Annotated in this window: 13 protein-coding genes; 5 read left to right on the forward strand and 8 right to left on the reverse strand. The window is 58.0% G+C overall.

Features of this window, described 5'->3' with window-relative positions; all coding sequences use genetic code 11:
* The first annotated feature begins 18 nt into the window (after positions 1-18).
* Complete coding sequence (locus ADICEAN_RS07470) at positions 19-1,287, forward strand: SdiA-regulated domain-containing protein (protein ID WP_009194959.1); 1,269 nt, start codon at positions 19-21, stop codon at positions 1,285-1,287.
* A gap of 150 nt (positions 1,288-1,437) precedes the next feature.
* On the opposite strand, the gene ADICEAN_RS07475 is transcribed toward ADICEAN_RS07470, so the two are convergent.
* Entirely contained in the window at positions 1,438-2,460 is a 1,023-nt protein-coding gene (locus tag ADICEAN_RS07475) for an LLM class flavin-dependent oxidoreductase (protein WP_009194960.1), read from the reverse strand.
* A gap of 409 nt (positions 2,461-2,869) precedes the next feature.
* Between ADICEAN_RS07475 and ADICEAN_RS07480 the strand changes: the two genes are divergently transcribed.
* Together ADICEAN_RS07480 and ADICEAN_RS21030 are read left to right on the forward strand one after the other, a co-directional pair.
* The gene (locus ADICEAN_RS07480) at positions 2,870-3,118 is read left to right on the forward strand and encodes a hypothetical protein (protein ID WP_009194961.1); all 249 of its coding nucleotides are present in this window, start codon (positions 2,870-2,872) and stop codon (positions 3,116-3,118) included.
* A gap of 160 nt (positions 3,119-3,278) precedes the next feature.
* Positions 3,279-4,781, forward strand: a complete 1,503-nt coding sequence (locus ADICEAN_RS21030) for a serine/threonine protein kinase (protein WP_009194962.1) — start codon at positions 3,279-3,281, stop codon at positions 4,779-4,781.
* Between the two features lie 66 nt (positions 4,782-4,847).
* On the opposite strand, the gene surE is transcribed toward ADICEAN_RS21030, so the two are convergent.
* Positions 4,848-5,579, reverse strand: coding sequence for a 5'/3'-nucleotidase SurE (surE, locus tag ADICEAN_RS07490; protein WP_009194963.1), 732 nt, complete (start codon positions 5,577-5,579; stop codon positions 4,848-4,850).
* A gap of 137 nt (positions 5,580-5,716) precedes the next feature.
* On the opposite strand from surE, the gene ADICEAN_RS07495 reads away from it, so the two are divergent.
* Positions 5,717-6,559, forward strand: coding sequence for a diacylglycerol/lipid kinase family protein (locus ADICEAN_RS07495; RefSeq protein ID WP_009194964.1), 843 nt, complete (start codon positions 5,717-5,719; stop codon positions 6,557-6,559).
* A 198-nt stretch (positions 6,560-6,757) separates the two neighbouring features.
* Complete coding sequence (locus tag ADICEAN_RS07500; protein WP_009194965.1) at positions 6,758-7,645, forward strand: dienelactone hydrolase family protein; 888 nt, start codon at positions 6,758-6,760, stop codon at positions 7,643-7,645.
* 40 nt (positions 7,646-7,685) lie between these two features.
* On the opposite strand, the gene ADICEAN_RS07505 is transcribed toward ADICEAN_RS07500, so the two are convergent.
* From ADICEAN_RS07505 to ADICEAN_RS07530, 6 genes are all read right to left on the reverse strand, one after another.
* Positions 7,686-8,603, reverse strand: a complete 918-nt coding sequence (locus ADICEAN_RS07505) for a DUF808 domain-containing protein (RefSeq protein ID WP_009194966.1) — start codon at positions 8,601-8,603, stop codon at positions 7,686-7,688.
* Between the two features lie 222 nt (positions 8,604-8,825).
* The gene (locus ADICEAN_RS21035; protein WP_009194967.1) at positions 8,826-9,917 is read right to left on the reverse strand and encodes a gluzincin family metallopeptidase; all 1,092 of its coding nucleotides are present in this window, start codon (positions 9,915-9,917) and stop codon (positions 8,826-8,828) included.
* A gap of 1 nt (position 9,918) precedes the next feature.
* Positions 9,919-12,471, reverse strand: coding sequence for an ABC transporter permease (locus ADICEAN_RS07515; RefSeq protein ID WP_009194968.1), 2,553 nt, complete (start codon positions 12,469-12,471; stop codon positions 9,919-9,921).
* A gap of 3 nt (positions 12,472-12,474) precedes the next feature.
* Positions 12,475-16,113 (reverse strand): ABC transporter permease/M1 family aminopeptidase, encoded by a 3,639-nt coding sequence (locus tag ADICEAN_RS07520; RefSeq protein WP_009194969.1) that lies wholly within the window; start codon positions 16,111-16,113, stop codon positions 12,475-12,477.
* A complete protein-coding gene (locus ADICEAN_RS07525; RefSeq protein WP_009194970.1) occupies positions 16,110-17,045 on the reverse strand; it encodes an ABC transporter ATP-binding protein in 936 nt (311 codons plus the stop codon). Before ADICEAN_RS07525 ends, ADICEAN_RS07520 begins: the two co-directional genes overlap by 4 nt.
* Before the next feature lie 143 nt (positions 17,046-17,188).
* Positions 17,189-18,317 (reverse strand): hypothetical protein (locus ADICEAN_RS07530; RefSeq protein WP_040396500.1); only part of this gene is annotated, 1,129 nt, incomplete at its 5' end.

The following is an 18,317-nucleotide window of genomic DNA, read 5'->3' on the forward strand; positions in this document are numbered from 1 at the left end:
AACTTACCCATACTACCTATGAAAACGAAGATGATATATACTGCCCTGGCTGGCATCCTCTCCCTGACTGCCTGTGAGGGCAACTGGTGGGGACAGCCCACCATACCTGATGCCGTAGAGCAGCAGTTTGTACAGCTATACCCCACCGCCGAGCGGGTAGAGTGGGAGCTGGAGGGCGATACCTACCAAGTAGAATTTGAGCTTAGCAGCTGGGAACGCACTGCCCACTTTAGCGTCGATGGCCGGCTGCTGCGCTACAGCGAAGAGATAGACGACCGCTACCTGCCTCCTGCTGCCCTGGCGCTGCTGCAAAGCCGCTATACGCAGTACAAAATAGACGAGGTTGCACGTGTGCAGCAGGATCAGCAAACCTATTACGAGGTAGAACTGGAAGATAAAGATGATTTGCTGTTGCTCTTTGATGAGCAGGGGAAGTTACTGGAACAGCAGGCTGCTGCCAACGGCCCCACATCGCAGCTGGAGCAGGCCTCGCTCCTTAGCAGACACGCACCTGCTACCGAAGGACCTTCTACCCTTACCGCCCCTCAAAGCAGCTGGGAGCTGCCCGCTGAGCTGCGGGAAATATCCGGCATGGCCTTTCTGGATGAGGGGGTGCTGGCCTGTGTGCAGGATGAGGAGGGAATTATTTACCTCTACGACCTCAGCAAAAAAGCCATTACCCGAACCATCCCCTTTGCCGAAGAGGGCGATTACGAGGGACTTGTCGTAGTAGACAACACAGCCTTTGTACTGCGCAGCGATGGCGCCCTCTTTGAAGTTAGCCCCCTGCGCCAGGGCAAGCCCACCACCACCCTGCACCCCTCGGTACTGGCCAAAAGCCAGGATACCGAAGGCCTGGCCTACGATAAGGCCAACCAGCGCCTGCTTATTGCCCCCAAGGGCTACGACAAGAAGCTGGGCAATTACAAGGGCCTTTATGCCTTTTCGCTGGCCGATAAAAAGATGCAGCCCAAGCCGGTGATCACCATCCCGCTGGATCAGGAAAAACTGGCGGGCAGCAGCAAGAAGGACCCTTACGATGTGCTGCAGCCTTCTTCCCTGGAAATAAACGAAACCAACGGAACACTCTACCTGCTGGATGCCAAAAACCACCTGCTGCTGACCCTTGACCCCCAGGGGCAGATCCGGCAACTGATCTCCCTGGATAAGGGGCAGCTGCGCCAGCCCGAGGCCTTTGCCTTTAGCCCGGATGGGGCGCTCTACATCTCCAGTGAAGGGGGTAAAAAAGGCAAAGGGGTACTGCTGAAGTATACCTCCGGCTATTAAGCATCAAAACAGATAAGCGCCCTATAGCTCAGGCAGCAAACAAAAAGAGCAGCTACCGCTTTCGCTGGTGCGAGCTTGTAGCACCAGCCCGTTAGCAGCTTTTCATACGAACCTGCCGCCGCAGCGTATCCTGCTAATCCCTGATTCAGCTTAGGCAGACAGTACCTCTTTTTCCTGCATGATCTCGGAAAAGAGGCGGTAGGAGCGCAGCCGGTCGGCATGATCGTAGATGTGGGAGACCACCATCAGCTCATTTACCCGCGTTTCCTGCAGAAAGTCGGCCGTCTGTTGCGCTACGGTTTTTTTGCTGCCGATAAAGGCATATTTGAGCATGCGCTGAAAGGCTGGTTCCTGCAGCAGGGCCCGCAGCTCGGCACTCAGCTCCGCAGGGGGTTGCATGTAGTCGATCTTGTTGGTGAGCACCCCCAGCATCATTTTTACCAGCGAGCTGGAGATCCGCTCTGCCTCGGCATCGGTATCGGCCGCTATCACATTGATGCAGGCAATGCTGTAGGGCTCCTGTAGCTGCTCCGAGGGCTGAAAATTGGCATAATAGATCGACAGGGCCTCAAAGAGCTGCGCCGGAGCAAAGTGGCTGGCAAAGGCATAGGGCAAGCCCTTTTTGGCCGCCAGCCAGGCGCTGTCGGTGCTGGAGCCCAGGATGTAAAGGGGTACCTCCACCCCTTCGGCCACATGGGCCCGCACCCGGGCGCTGCGGTTGGCAGGTGAAAAATACTGCTGGATCTGCCCCACCTCCTCGGGAAAATTGTAAACCGCCTGCATGCGGTCCGGGCGGATGGCATGCGCCGTCAGCTGGTCAGTACCGGGCGCCCGGCCCAGGCCCAGGTCGATGCGGCCGGGATAGAGCTGCCCCAGGGTGCCAAACTGCTCGGCTACGATCAGAGGTGCATGGTTGGGCAGCATAATGCCCCCGGAGCCTACCCGGATGCGGCTGGTGCCACCGGCAATATGGCCCATGAGCACCGAGGTGGCCGAGCTGGCAATGCTGAGCATGTTGTGATGCTCGGCCAGCCAAAAGCGGGTATAGCCCCATGCCTCAGCCTTGCGGGCCAGGTCCAGGCTGTTTTTAAAGGTATCGGCAGGGCTGCTGCCGGCCGATACGGTGGCCAGTTCCAGCAGGGAGTAGGGTATGGAAGTATTTATTGTTGACATGTACAATGGATCTGAAAGGAGAACACCGGCAGTGCCGGAAACATTCGGCCGCCGCAGGGCAGGCTGTTGTGCAGCAGCGCACCCGAAAGCATAGCCCACTGGCGACCAGCGCTCTATCCATCTAGCCGAAAAACCAATTTCTGCAACAATGGGTACAGCACAAAAGTAACAAAGTCAGCTGCGGGATTTTTTTAATCTAATTTTAATTTTTATTACAACTTAAGCCCTTCCCGCTGCGTATTAGGGGTAGTCCAGCAAGACTATCCCTGCCTGGCCAGCAGCCATCACCCACCTTTGCTACAGCCACAGAAGGCAGGAGCGGATGCCGGCAGGGCCCTGGGCGACATGCTTAGCCGCCTCTGGAAGATTCTCTTAAGTTGTTGAGCACCTACAGGACCAGCCCCTTACCATGACCTTTGATGCGAATTCATTTAAAATTGTGTATGGCGCCAATCAGGAAGAGATTGAAATCCAGGTAGAAAAGTTATTACCGGAGGGCTATGTGCTGCATGGCGCCATAGTAGCCCAGCCAAATGCACAGTTCAGCAAGGAAAGCGCTGCATCTCAGAGCCCTTACCTCTATTACCAGATCCTGGCCCGGCAGAAGCAGACCCCTTCTCCGCCCCAGACACAGCAAGCGCCGGCAGAAGAAGTATGAGCAGTCCGGACAATAAAACCGGCAGCCTTCAGTATATATAATGTGCGTTAGTAGCTGACCCCTGCTATTTTTTTGTGGTCAGAAGGCGCTGCTTACCCGCAGGTGCATCCCCTTCCTCAGGCGGCTACTGTTTTTTTTGGGTTGGACGTAGTAAATTTTTATGCCTGTATTTGAGCCGAACACTATTTTTGCCGGGAGATATCGCTTAGAGCACCTGTTGGGTGAAGGTGGATTCTCGGAGGTCTGGAAAGCCAGCGACCTGATGGCCCATGAGGCAACAGTAGCCCTGAAGATCTACGCGCCTCAGCAGGGGCTGGATGAATGGGGTCTTCAACAGTTTAGAAACGAATTCGCCCTTACCCACAACCTCTCCCATCCGCACCTGCTAAAGGTAAACCATTTTGATGTGGCCGATGGGTCACCCTATCTGCTGATGACCTACTGCCCCTACGGATCGCTGGGGGAAGGATTGCGCAAGGGAGAAACCTACAGCGAGCGGCAGGTAGCGCTGGTCATGAGCCAGATCGGGTCGGCCCTGGAAGAAATTCACCGGCAGCAGCCCTCCATCATCCATCAGGACATCAAGCCCGACAATATTCTGCTGCTGCAGCCGGACCTGTTCATGCTGGCCGATTTTGGCATCAGCAGCCGCCTTCGCACCACCCTTACCCACACGGCAGCTTCTCTGCAGGCCATAACCGTTGCCTATGCCCCACCCGAGCGTTTCGATCGGCACCCAGCCGCCGATGCCGCCAGCGACATCTTTTCGCTGGGCGTAAGCCTGTATGAGATGTGCACCGGTACCGTACCCTGGGAAGGGGCGGGAGGCCAGTGCCTGCTAAAGGGCGCGCGCATCCCCGCCCTGCCCCCTGCCTACTCCCCTGCCTTAAGTGCCATTCTGGAAGCCTGCATGGCAGCCGATCCCAGCAACAGGCCCAGCGCCAGCGCTATTTGCAAGCTGGGCAGCCAGTATCTTGAAACAGGTAGCTGGCCCGGAGCAGGAAAGAAAAACCGCATACGCCCCCTGAGCAAGACGCTGGTTTCAGGCCTGGCCACTGCGGCGGTGGCCCTGGTGGCTACCGCAGGTGTGGCTTTGTATGAGCTGGAGCCTGCAGGAGCCTCCCCCACGCCTGGTCAGGAAGAGTCCCTGGCTGGAAACCCAGCTGGAAGCGCTCATGACAGCCGCATACAGGAGCCTGGGAAGTCGGTTAGCCTGGAACCAATCACCCCCCCTATCGCCAGCAGCAGCCCAGCAAAAAAAGGGGTGCAGCCCCCTGGCCGGCATCAGGAGCCTGCCCGGCAGCAAGCCAGCCGGTCTTCTGCACAGCCCGGCAGCACCCGCTTTGCCGAAAAGCCCTTGCTGGTTCCCAAAGAGATGAGCGGCAACACCGGCACAGCAGCTGGCGGAGCGCCTTCAGCCGCAGCCGCCCGCCCGGCAGCCACAACGCCTGCCACAGGCCCTGCAAAAAAGCCAGACCGGATAGCGAGAAGCCCACAAAGCAGCAAAAGCAGCACAACTGCTACCAGCCGTCCCGCTACCTCCAACACAACCATTTCCAAAAAGAAAAAGCCCCTGTTTCAGCTTCGGCCAAAATCTAGCTCAGCCCCCAGGAAGAACCCCCATCACAAACGGGTGAAAAAGCTAAAGCGGCGCTTCTCCTAAGGGACTATTTTGCGCCGGCCAGAAGGTAGCCAAGGCAGGCAGTGTATACCAGCAAAGAGATTTTGATCAGGATTTTGCCCGTTTCAGGGCCCGCTCCAGCTCCTCTTCATGGGTAAGATCGAGCCGCAGAGGGGTGAGCGATACCCAGCCGTTTTCTACTGCCCACCGATCGGTATTTTCTTCCGTAATCTCTACCGGCACCACCGTAAACCAGTAATGCTGCCGCCCCATGGGGTCGGTGCCGGGCACTACCTTGCCATCGTAATGGCGCAGCGACTGCCGCACCCAGCGAAGCCCCTTTGCATTGCGGGGAATATTCACATTGATCAGGGAAAGATCCTTTTGGGGCAGCAATAGCTCCAGGCATTCCCGCACATGGGGTTTGATGGCGCTAAAGTCGGGCTCCTCCCGGCTTACGGGCGTACTAAAGGCAATGCCCCTGAAGCCAAAGAGCACGGCCTGCTTGGCAGCAGCCAGGGTGCCCGAATGCCAGGCAGAATTGCCCAGGTTGGTGCCCAGGTTAATGCCCGACAGCACAATATCTACCTGCTGCTCCCAATGAAAAAGCCCCAGCGCCACACAATCGGCCGGGGTGCCATTGACCCGGTACGCTTCAAAATCGCCTATGGCCGTAGGGCGATAGCGCAGGGGGGTATGGGCCGATATGGCATGGCCCATGGACGATTGTTCCACATCGGGGGCTACAATGCGCACCTGTCCGAACTCCCGGGCTACCTCCGCCAGGGCCAGCAGGCCCGGGCTGTAGATCCCATCATCATTTGCAATCAATATTCGCATAGCATTTCGTTTAATTGGCTCAGCTCCTGTAGCGATAACCTGACTGCTCCGGTTTCGTTTATCTCATTGCTCCCCATTCCCTAGTCAGCTGCGCATGGCCATCCCCATAACCCTTGTTCACAATCCCGAAGCGGGCTTTGATCAGTAACCCCGCTCAACAACTTCTGGCTGCTCTGGAAGAGAAAGGCTTTCAGGCGCACTATTGTAATTACAAGACCGACGATTACGAGGCGCAGCTGCAGGATCCGGGCCAGCTGGTGGTGATTGCAGGCGGAGACGGCACCCTTCTGAAAGTGAGCAGGCATTTGGTAGGCAAGGGGGTACCCCTGGCCTTTTTACCCCTGGGCACTGCCAATAATATTGCCACCCAGCTGGGTATCAGCGGGCCGCCCGCAGTACTCATCCGGCACTGGGACCTCTCCCGCCGCAAAGCCCTGGATGTAGGGCTAATGGAAAAGCCCGGCGCACAGGACTATTTCCTGGAATCGGCCGGCTTTGGACTGCTTCCTCACCTGGGCGCAGAACACTCCAAAGATACATCCGGCACCCGCACACAGGAAGCCGAGCTGCAGGCTGCCCGCCAGCAGCTGCTGAAACTGCTGCGTACCCAACAGGCCGATACCGCCAGGCTAGTGCTTGACGGGTACCCGCTGGAGGGGCGCTACCTGCTGGTACAGGTCATGAACATGGGCTATACCGGCCCCCGCCTTGCGCTGGCACCGGGTGCCGATGCCAGCGATGGCCTGCTGGATGTGGTGCTGGTGCGGGAAGAAGAACGCCAGCTGCTGCAGCAGTACCTCTCCGCCATTCAGAAGGGCGATCTGCCCCGCGGCTCCCTGCCCGTACACCGAGCCAAAAGCCTGAGCATACGCTGGAGCGGCCGCCACCATTATGATGGCATTGAGATGCACGATAGCCCCTCTGCGCTTACGATCCAGTTCAGTCTTATTCCCAAGGGGCTGGAGGTGCTGAGCAGTTGACTCCGCATAGCGGCCGCTTTCGGCAAAGTTTTAGCTTCTCCTCATCACCAGACCATAGAAAGGTATCCGCCACGTCCACCAGCCAGTGCAGCCCGGGAAATAGCGGAACAGTTTATCGATTTTCAGCCCAATCTTTCCGATATTGACGCTAGCGGGATCTGCCCGGCACGATTTTTCCCCACCAAGCCCCTCTTTTTTATGGACGAGATCAAAAAAGAAAACATCAGGCAGGAGGTATTTGACCTCTATGATGACTATGCCCACAACCAGATAGACCGGCGGGAATTTCTGGAAAAACTATCGGCCTATGCCGTAGGCGGCCTTACAGTTGCCTCGCTCATGAGCTTTGTAATGCCCAACTATACGGGTACGCTGCAGATCTCTACGGATGATCCGCGGCTGAGCACTTCTTATATCTCCTACCCCTCCCCAAAAGGGGGTGGCACCATCAAAGGCCTTTTATCAAAACCGGCAAACGCAACTGGAAAGCTGGGCGGCATTGTGGTGGTACATGAAAACCGCGGCTTGAACCCCTATATAGAGGATGTAGGCCGCCGGGCTGCCCTGGCCGGCTTTATCTCCCTTGCTCCGGATGCCCTTACCCCCCTGGGCGGTTACCCCGGAAATGACGACGAGGGCCGGGCCCTGCAAAGCAAGCGGGACCGACATGAAATGCTGGAAGATTTTATCGCCGCCTATGCGCATTTAAAGGCACATCCCGACTGCAACGGAAAGGTGGGCGTGGTGGGCTTTTGTTTTGGCGGCTGGATCTCCAACATGATGGCCGTGCGCCTGCCGGAACTGGCCGCAGCCGTACCCTTTTATGGGGGGCAACCCGCTGCAGAAGACGTGCCTGCCATACAGGCGCCGCTGCTGCTACACTATGCCGAGCTGGATGGGCGTGTAAACGAGGGGTGGCCGGCTTATGAAGCTGCCCTGAAGGCAAACAACAAGGCCTATACCGCCCATATGTACCCCGGGGTAAACCATGGCTTCCATAATGACAGCACCCCGCGCTACGACAAAGCGGCTGCCGAGCTCGCCTGGCAACGCACCATTGATTTTTTCAGGCAGCACCTGAGCTGACCACCCAGGGCAGGCTTAGGGCTGTGTGGCATGTGCTCCCTTAAAGAGCTTTTTTCAAAAGTGTTACCCCCTTATCAATGAAAAATCCCAGCACCAGACCCCCTATGGCCGAAACAACAACCTTGGCCAGCCAGCCCAGCGCCGGCCACTCGGCCAGGGAATGCCCTATATCATCCAGCGCATGGCTGGTGTAGGGAATGCCATGGGCAATGATTTCGGCACCTACCCAAAGCATGGCAGCCGTTCCCACATAGCCAAGAATTTTCAGAAAATGGGGCATAAACTTCACAATGCCTTCCCCCAGCTTTCTAAGCTGCGGACGTTGGCTCCTTTTGGCCAGGTGCACCCCAAAATCATCGGCTTTTACAATCAGCCCTACAAACCCATATACTGCCAGTGTGATAAAAAGCGCTACACAGATCATCACCACAATCTGGGTAAGCAGGGCATCTTCCGCTACGGTGGCATACGCAATGGCCATAATTTCCGCAGACAGGATCAGATCTGTGCGCACTGCGCCTGTCACCCGCTCCTTTTCCAGCTCCTCAGGGGTGATCACTTTTACTGCTGCCTGCTGGCTATCAGGGTTTTCAGCATGTGACGTGCTGAACATGGAGTGGACCTTTTCATAGCCCTCATAGCATAAAAAGGCGCCGCCCAGCATTAATATGGGCGGAATTGCCCAGGGAGCAAAGAATCCCAGCAGCAGGGCCGCCGGGCTGAGCAGGACTAGTTTGTTGAACAGGGATTTTTTTGCGATCTGAAAAATAATGGACAGCTCCCTTGAGGGATCCAGGCCTACCACATATTTGGGCGTAACTGCCGTATCGTCTATCACAATTCCCGATACTTTGCCCGTTGTTTTTGCCACCTGCGTGGGTACATCGTCCAGGCTAGCCGCACTTACTTTCACCAGGGCAGCTACATCATCCAATAAGGCCAGAAGTCCAGAAGCCATAAACCGTGTATAGAGATAAAAAAACCAATACTTGTTGCTCCCTTCCAAAAGCCAGATAGCCGGGAGCCTGGGCTGCTGTGGGCGAGCCTCGCAAAATAATGATTATCTGCACAAGTTGGCTGGTGCAGGGGGCTCCCTGCTGATAATTCCGGCACTTTTTCCGCATCCCCTTCCCCTGGAGCGGCAGCACGCTATCCTGGTTGAAGGAATTACCTGGCCTGCTTAGTCAATGATACTGGGCGGCTCCTCGGCTATCCCCGCCTGCTGTACCTTCCGGATATTATCGTCCAGGTTCAGGTCAATGAGCAGGTAGCGGGGGTCAAGCCCGGCACGGACAGGCTTGGCCGGCACGGTCAGGACAAGGGTTTGCTCCCCCGAGCGGATGCGGTGCTTCTGCAGGTAGAGGGGGGTGCCGGAAGCCTCGCCCGATCCGAAAACACCCACTTCTACCCAGTCATTCATGGGTACGCCAGTCTCAGCACCGGTGCTGTCGACCAGCACTTTATGGGCCTGCAGGCGCAGGTGAACCTGCCAGCTGCCGGACTCAAGCTGCTGCACCTCCGCCTGGCTGGTCTTTAGCTGCCAGTAGAGGTTTTTCTCAAAATAATCTTCCAGCAGGTTCTGGAGCGAGTCTGGGGTAGCGGCCTGCAGCTCCCGGTAAAGATCGAGTGAGGTGGCAAAAGGGGGAGTGCCCGAACCGTATTGTGCAATCAACCGCCGGAGTGCTGCATGTACCGGCGCTTTGCCCATGTATTCGGTAAGGGCATGCAGGGCAAGGGGTCCTTTGCGATACCCTATGAAGGCATCGGCCGCCTGCAGCAGCGGAGCTGTGGCGCGGGAGCGGGGCACTTCATATGATTTTCGCCACATGCTCAGCAGTTTTTCGGCATGGGCCTCGCCATATTCTTCTTCCACAAGTTGCAGGGCGGAGTAGTTGGCAAGGGTTTCAGACACGACTATACCCCCTGCCACCTGTGCAGGCAGCAGCTGTGCCGCACCCCACCACTGGTGTGCAACTTCGTGCGCTATGGGAAAATAGATGAGGTCCAGCGCCCAGGGGTTGTCCTTCAGGTTGGAGAAGGTAAACGACTCGCCATAATCAATGGTAGTAGGCTCGGCGTTCAGTTCTCCTGCATAGCCCGAGCGCTCAACAAGGGTCAGGTGGCGATAGGGGTAGGGCCCGAACATCCGGCTAAAGTAGGTAAGGGAAGCCTGCGCACTGGTTGCCATCCGGGCAATGTGCTCGGCATGCCCCGGGTGGTAATAGAGGCGGATATCCACCAGCTGCCCCGACGCAGGATCTTTCCACTGCACCTCATGGGTAGCATAAGCTGCGGAGAAAAAGGAGTAGGTATTGCGGATGGGCGCGCTGGTAGCATAGTGAAAGAAGCGGCCGCCCCCCTTCGGTCCAGTGCCGCAGCAGCTGGCCCGGGCCCACCGCCAGCTGACCTTCTTCAGTGCTCACCACCGCTTCAAAATCAATCAGCTCCTGGCCGGGCATGATCTGCCATGTCCGGGTGCTGTCGTAGAGAGAGGGCATACTCCAGGGCCCCAGTCCGTATTGCTGGCGCTGCCCGTTATCCCGGAGCTCGCGCTGCGGCTGATAGCCTATGCCCGGCAACCACTCGTAATTGATGAGGTAGCTGCCATTTTGGATCACCGAAGCCCTAATTCCGCTATGCGAAAAGCCCTGTGCCTGGTACTGGACCCGGAAGCTGAGGCGCAGGGAATCGCCCGGCTGTAGCGGCCTCTCCAGCCTGTAGAGGTTGTGGCCCAGCACCCTGTCTTCCAGCAGGGGGGTAAAGGGCCTGTCAAGATGCAGGTCAGAGGTTATGACCCCCTCAGCCGTAGCCAGGTGCAGGGTGTCAATCGCCTGCCCGCTCTCATTTACCAGCAGGTAGGTAGCCTGCACATCGGCTTTCCGCTGGCTGGGATGCAGATCAAGCTGCAGGCTGACGGCCCGTAGCAGGGGTTGCGGCAGGTGCTTATACCGTCCATACTGCAGCTCGTAGCGGGCGTTGCGTTCTGTGCGCTCAGCAGCTGTTGTATAGGCATTCAGCACATTGGTGTTGTAATAGATATAGCCGCCAGTAAGCCCTATACCCCCTAAAGCTACAGCCGCCACTGCAAGTGTGAAGCGGCTAAGGCGCTGGCGGGCTAGCTGCAGGCGCATGCGGAGGCTGGGCGTTGCACTACGCATCCACAAGAGACGCCCCCCAACGGCCAGCAATAGCGCCCAGGCCAGCCAGTAGCCCTTAAACCAGAGCCAGGGACCCAGATGGGGATCAAAGCCGCGCATGTCCGTATAGGACCAGCCCGGATCAGAGGCATAGATCAACAGCTTATGCTCAAGGCCAATCTTTGCCGGAAACACCAGCACCAGGTAGATCAGCAGCATTGCCCCATGGCCCAGGTACTTCTGGTTCACCAGCACATGCACCACCAGGGCCAGCAGGGCAAACAGCAGGTACTCCACTAGCTGAAAGCCAAAAAGCGCCTGCAGCAGCACCCCCGGCTGCAGCTGCTGATACCCCATGCTGAGCGGAATGAGCAGGCCGGCCAGCAGCAAAAAGCCAAGCCAAACCAGTACAATCCCCGCAAGCCCGCAAAACTTGCCCAGCAACAGGCTCCACTCCGATACCGGCGCTGTATCGGACAGGCTGTGCATGCCCCAGTCCCGCTCCCGCCAGACCAGCTCCCCGGCATAAAAGACAATCAGGACCGGGATGATAAGGAGCGGCGTTTGACTATCCCTCAGGGGAGCAGTAAGCATTCCCAGCAGGTTCATGACGGTGGGATACTGCGGCCCCCCCCTGAACTCCAGGTACTCCACGGCAAATAGGATCATCTGCGCCGTTAAGAGGCCCACGATGAGGAGTCCACCCCTGCTTTTGGCAATCATTCGAAAGGATGAGCCCGCAATGGCTGCTGTCTGCCGCAGCCCAGTGGCCAGCCCGAAGGAAGGGGTGAGCGGAGGAACCAGGAGGGCAGCTCCTTCCCTGGTATTGACCGGGACTGCCAGGGGGCTAGGCCCATTTTTTCGGAAGCGGATCCTGCTCCACCAGGGACTGGAAACCGCATGAACAAATTGGAAACGGAGGTAGGCAACGGCAAGGGCGCCCACCGCCAGACTAAGCCAAATCAGACGGTTCCAGAGAAATGAGCCCTCCAGCTCCAGGAGGCGGTTATTCTTTTCATAGCTCGTCCACGTATCCAGCCCGCCAATAAGGGTGATTCCCAGGGGATCGATCAGCTTTACCAGTTCCCAATTACCGCTGAGCTTGCCGGCCAGCGTACCCATGATGGGGAACGCAACGGGAAAGAGCAGAATGCTGGCAATGTAGGCCACAATAGCGTTGCGCTCCAGTACGGCAGCAGAAAACTGCCAGGCCGTACCAATGAAGGCCAGCGGCAGGGACAGGTAGCCGTAGGTGGTTAGCACCGCCTCGGGCCTGAAGGGGCCAAGCAATGCGGGATCGACCGACCTGAGGGTAAAGCTGGCGTAAAAGCTAAGGGGAATGGCCAGGTGCAGGAGCGCATTCAGCAGGAAGGCCGCTGCAAAGCGACCGCCCAGGTAAGCTGCTTTGTGCACAGGGGCTGTGTAGGTAAGGGCGTGCATGCGGGTGTGCACATCCCGTGCCGCCGCATGGCCGGCAATGGCCCCTGCCGTCAGCAGCCAGAGTACGCTGGTAAATACGGTTACAAAGATCAGGAAAGAGGGAGCATTTAGAAAAACGCTGCTATCGGAGGGATTGCCAATGGCTGAGAAGAAGAGCGGAAACAGAAGAGCTAAACCCAGATAGATCCAGGTAGCCCCCTGGCGTAGCTGGTAGGCCAGTTCAAATCGAATGATTGTCCAGAATTTCATGGGCTACTCCTTTTTTTGTTGGCTTAGGCGCTTAGCGGCTGCCGGTGCCTGCGCCTGCTCAGGTACTACCGGCTGCACATTGTCTTCCCGCTTTGGATCGATCAGCAGGTTGTAGGGGTCCAGACCGGCACGCGCGGGTTGCTCAGGCAGGCTTAGGGTAAGAGTCTGCCGGCCGGTATGGATCCGATGTTTCTGCCGGTAGAGCGGCGCCTGTGCGGCACCCCCTTTCTGAGAGGCAAAGAGGGCCAGGTCTACCCAATCCATCATGGGTACCTCGCGTTCTACCCCTGCGCTGTCAAACACCAGCTTGCGGGCCTGTACCTCCAGCCTAACCTGCCAGTTGCCCTCGGGTGTGGGGCTTGCCGTGGCCTGCTCCACCTTGAGCTCCCAATGGGTATTTACCTCAAAAAGATCATGCAGCAGGTACTGCAGCGAATCGGGTGTTTCGGCCTGCAGCCCGGCATACAGATCAAGCGTAGTGGCCAGGGGGGCGGCCGGTGCCTGGTACTTTTCCAGCAGGCGCCGCAGGGCCCTGTTTACCTGCGCCTCACCGATGTACTCGCTTAAGGCATAGAGGGCAAAAGGACCCCTGCGGTAGGACATGTAGGGATCCAGGCCCCGCAGCAGGGGTTCGCCCCGGCGGATCTCCTTCCGGTAGGGTTGGTGCATCCAGCTCAGAAATCGCCTGAAATGCGCCTCCCCTTTTGCGGTTTCCACCACCTTCATGGCATAGTACCAGGCCAGGCTTTCGGACATCACCGGGGCCCCTTCTACGGGAGCATAGGGCACGGTCCACTGGTGCGCCAGTTCATGCGCCACTACTGCAAATGGCACATCCGGAGTTTCTTCGTCTCCCATGGGCTGCCAGAGGGAAAAGCCCTCGGCATAGGTGATCATGCTGGCATCGGCATGCATGCCCGTACCCCTGCCCGGGCGCTCTACAAAGGTTAAAAAGCTGTAGGGATACGGACCGAAGTGACGGGTATAATAGGTAAGAGAAGCATGTATGCTCTCCAGCATGCGCTCAAGCTGTGCCGTGCGCCCTGGCTGGTGGTAAAGACGAATGGTGATGGTTTGCCCGCTTCTGTCGGGGTTTGTCCACAGTGCTTCCTGCACGGCATAGCGGGCAGAAAAAAAGGCCCATTCGCCCCCAAGGGGGGCATCGGTACGGTAGTGAAAAAAGCGGCGTCCCCCTTTGGTCCAGCTACCCAGCAGCGCTCCCGGCGCTACCGCTACCTGTTCTGCGCTGGTACTCACTACGGCTTCAAAGGCGATGCCGCCTCCGCGCCTTTCCCGGGCCTTCTCATCATACAGAGAGGCAATGATGGGGCGCGGGGGCAGGCCATGCGCCCGCCGGTCAGGGGCATTGAGCAGTTCCCTACCGGACTGATAGCCAATGGCCGGCAGCCAGCTGTTGGTAAAATAGGTGCCGTTGGCTGCCAGGGAGGGATCAATGCCGCTTTCGCTAAAGCCATTTGCTTTTTTTAGCAGCTGAAAATGCAGCTGTAGCGAGTCCCCGGGCTGCAGGGGGGTCTCTAGCCTGTAGATGCGGTAGTGGAGCTGCTCATCGGCAAGCAGCTGGCTGGCCGGGCGGTCAAACGCCAGGGCGCGGGTCTCAACAGCCCCTGCAGTGGCCACATGAATGGAATCAATCGGCTCCGGGCTGCTGTTGAGCAGGCGGTACGTACCCCGGATCTCCGCCCTACGCTCGTCGGGGTAAATGGCTACCTGGAGACGGGCGGCGCTCAGACGGGGTTGGGCGCTGGCGGCAAAGCGGCCGTACCGCTGCTCATAAGCGGCCTGCCGGGCTTTCTTTTCGGAGGTGGTGAGGTACTCGTTTCGCACATTGGTGGTGTAGAAGATCCATCCCCCCAGCAGCAGCACAGCCCCTGCCGCTACCATACCCGCATAGGCCGTTGCGCCCCGGAAGCGTCCGGGAGCCTGCCGAAGCCGCAGCAGCAGACTGTTTTTTCTGCCCCGTACCCAGAGCAGCTTTGCCCCCACCGCCAGCAGCAGCGCCCAGGCCAGCCAGTAGCCCTTAAACCAGAACCAGGGCTCCAGGGAGGGGCCAAAGCCGCGCATATCCGTATACGACCAGCCCGAACTTGCACCCCAGATCAGCAGGTTATGCTCGATGCCAAAGAGCGAGGCCATGGCAATGAACACAAAGGCAATAACGGCCACCAGGTGACCAATGTACTTCTGGTCTACCACCACATGCAGCACCAGGGCCAGCAGGGCAAACAGCAGGTAGTCCAGAAACTGTATGCCCAGCATGATCTTCAGGTACAGGCTGGGTTCATACTCTCTATAGCCCAGTAGGGTCTGGGCAAGCATTCCCGCCCCACTCTGCAGGCAGAGGAACAGCAACAGCATCAGGGCAAGCCCCAGGAACTTGCCCAAAAGGGGCGCCCAATCAGAGCCGGGCATGCTGTGGGCAATCTCCCCCATGCGGGCCTCGCGCTCCCGCCATACCAGCTCCCCGGCGAAGTAGACAATCAGAAAAGGAACGATCACCCAGCGGCTAAGCTCATCTGAAAGCGAACCCGTTAATTCATAAATAATATTGATGGTCGTGGGCACCAGCGGAACACCCCTTGATTCCATCTGATCGAGCAGCACCGGCAGTGTCATCAGGGGCAGCATACCCAGCAGGGCAAACTCGCCCCAGCTAAAGGCAAGTGCGTTGAAGGACGTACGGGCAATAAGCAGCGTCTGGCGGGCCTGAAGGGCAAGCCCAAAATGCCGGGGCACCTGGGGAATCGAAAGGGCATTACGCTCAGGATTCTGGGAGTGCGGGGCAAGCGCCTGTTTCTTCCCTTTGCGCCACCCCCAGCCGCCCTCCCTGGGATGAGCAAAGCGAAAGCTCAGGTACGTACCGGCCAGCGCTATACCCCCGATGCCCAGCCAGAAGAGGCGGTTCTGTAGCAGCATGCCTTCCAGCTGCAACAGGCGCCAGTTCTTTTCGGCCGTTGTCCAGAGGTGGGCAATATCTTCTACAATTATGCGGATGCCGATGGGGTCTGCCAGTGTACCCAGCCCCTGCCCGTACAGCAGCACCGAAGCCACAAAAAACCCCATGAAAACCAGCAGAAAACTGCCAAAGTAGCCCGCCATGGCACGTCCGCTCCCGCTGGCCAGGGCAAACTGTATGGCCGTAGCCGCAACGGCATTCGGCAGCGAAATAATGGCATAGGCACTAAGAAAGGCCGCCGGCCTGAAAGGGCCAATGAGGGCCGCATCTACCCCAGGCAGGTACACCCCCAGCAGAATGCCCAGCTGAACGGCCAGCAGCAGCAGGGCATTGAGCAGGAGCGCAGCTAAAAAACGCCCGCCCAGATAGGCGCCCCTGCCCACAGGGGTGGTGTAGCTAAGGGGGTGCATGCCGGTAGCCCGGTCTCTGGCAGCGGCATCGCCGGCAATGGCTGCTGCCATCATCAGCCAGATAAGGCTGCCAAAAACGGTGGTTTTCACCACGGCAAAGGGGGAATTCAGAAAGAAATCAGCATACAGCACCTCAGAAAGGGAGCCGTCCCGGGTCATCAGAAAACTGAGAATGATCAGCACTACCCCAAACAGCCAGGGCCAGGGCAGGCGCAGCTGGTAGCCGAACTCGTAGCGAAAGATGGTCCAGAGCCTCATAGCACCTGCTCCTGCTTTCGCTGACCGGAGCCGTAAAATCCACCCATGGTGCTGAAGTACACATCTTCCAGATCGGGGGCTACCGCTTCAAATCCCTGACCGGGGTCTTCGGGGCTGTACACATGCACCAGGGTGCGCCCGCTCAGCAGCTTGGTGGAGATCAGCTGATGCTCCTGCTCCAGCTGCGGCAGGCTCTGTTTCTGGATCAGCTTGCGCCAGATCTTTCCCTTGAGCGCCTCTACGGCCCGCAGGGGCTGGGCTTCCAGCAGAATCTCGCCCTTGTTGATGATGGCCATATTGGTGCACAGCTCGGAGACATCTTCAACAATGTGGGTAGAAAGGATCACCACACTGTTCTCGCCCAGTTCGCTCAGCAGGTTCAGGAAGCGCACCCGCTCGGCCGGGTCCAGGCCGGCAGTGGGCTCATCTACAATCAGCAGCCGGGGGTTGCCCAGCAGGGCCACTGCCACCCCAAAGCGCTGCCGCATGCCCCCCGAGTAGCCGCCCAGCTTCTGGCGGCGCACTTCCCAGAGGTTGGTCTGCCGCAGCAGCGATTCCACTACCTCCCGGCGGGCCTTTCGGCTTATGATCCCCTTCATGATGGCAAAGTAGTCCAGCAATTCTTCGGCGCTTGCTTTGGGGTACACGCCAAACTCCTGCGGCAGGTAGCCAAGCGTTTTGCGCACCTCTTCTTTTTGGTTGATCACATCCAGCTCGCCCAGCCGGGCATTACCACTGTCGGGCTCCTGCAGGGTGGCCAGAATGCGCATCAGCGTAGATTTGCCGGCCCCATTGGGGCCCAGCAGGCCAAACATGCCCCTGGGAATGCGCAGGCTTACGCCTTTTAATGCCTGTACGCTTTCGGTGGGTCCGCCGAGGAGCGGCCGTCCGTTGGTGTAGGTTTTGGATAGGTTGGAGATGGTTAGTTCCATAGCGTGTGAGTCCCTGGAGATGTGTGTTCCGTAGCGATTTAGTGCTGGTGTTTTGAGCAGCTGACACCCCTATTTCCTTCTATCCCCAGTTCAGGAGTGACTTTATACCCCGAGGAAAGTGAGGGTGTATTTGTACTTGTGCTTTAGGCAAAGCCAAAGAGAAAGGGGAACAGAAACGTTACAATGATGGCCCACACAAAATAGGCCGGCAGGTAAAAGGCAATGACCTTGCCAACCTCCGTGGTGCTATCCTGCTTGAAGACAATTCTGTACAGTTGGGTGGTAACCAGCAGCAGGTTGATCAGGATGAGTACATTCCCGCCCAGTACTGCCAGCCGGTTGGGGGTAATGCCCCATTCGGTGATGCGGAACAGAATGGCCGAGAGGGCTATGCCATTGACCAGGATGGTGACTACGGAAAGCAAGAAGAGCATCCAGATCTCCATTTTGCTTTTTGAGGTACGGGAGGTTTCGGCTACGGAAAAGAAAATAATGGCCATAACCCCCAGCAGCAGTGCATTGAAAACGAGCAGAAACTCCCGGTCGTTGTAGGGGTCTTTGCCCGACCAGGCCATGGCCAGCAGGTAGATTACCAGCATCACCAGCACCAGGGGAGAGAACAGCCTGGCAATGACCGGCGATACTTTGCCGACCAGCTGCGGATTGGTCTGGATCAGGTAAGTGCCCACAATGGGGGCTGCCGGCAGGCCAAAGATTACAATGTTCTGAAAATAGAACTCCTCAATCTGAAAGCCGATCAGCGAAAACAGCCCGATGGTAAGGCCCGTCATGATGCCGCCGGCTATGAGGATGAGCGTAGTCATCACCACCAGGTCGCCGTTGTACTTCAGATACTCCAGGCGCATTTCATCCGACTTGAGCTTATCCCCTGCAAAGGCTATGCCCAGCAGCGCCCACAGAAACAGCAGCAGGTGAATGCAGGCCAGCACGCTGGTATCACTGCTCTCCAGCGCTGGCAGGAAATTGATAAACAGCAGACCCACCAGCATGGCACCAGCCAGCAGGGCTATTCGGGGGGTTGGCAGCGCTCGTTTCCAGGCAAAGTAGGCTGCCAGGGCGGGGAACAGAATAAAGCCAATGTTGCGGGGATAGAAGGCCTCCTCGCTGATGGGCAAAATGGCCGGCAGCTTGGCGATCAGCCCCGCTACCAGGGCGGCAAGGAGCACAAAGGCCAGCTCCCGGCCACTGCCCCAGTTAATTTCATCACTTTCATAGGTGAGGCGCTCGTTCCAGCACTCAGCCATGGCATTG

The organism is Cesiribacter andamanensis AMV16, assembly GCF_000348925.1.
In the GTDB taxonomy this organism is placed as follows: domain Bacteria; phylum Bacteroidota; class Bacteroidia; order Cytophagales; family Cyclobacteriaceae; genus Cesiribacter; species Cesiribacter andamanensis.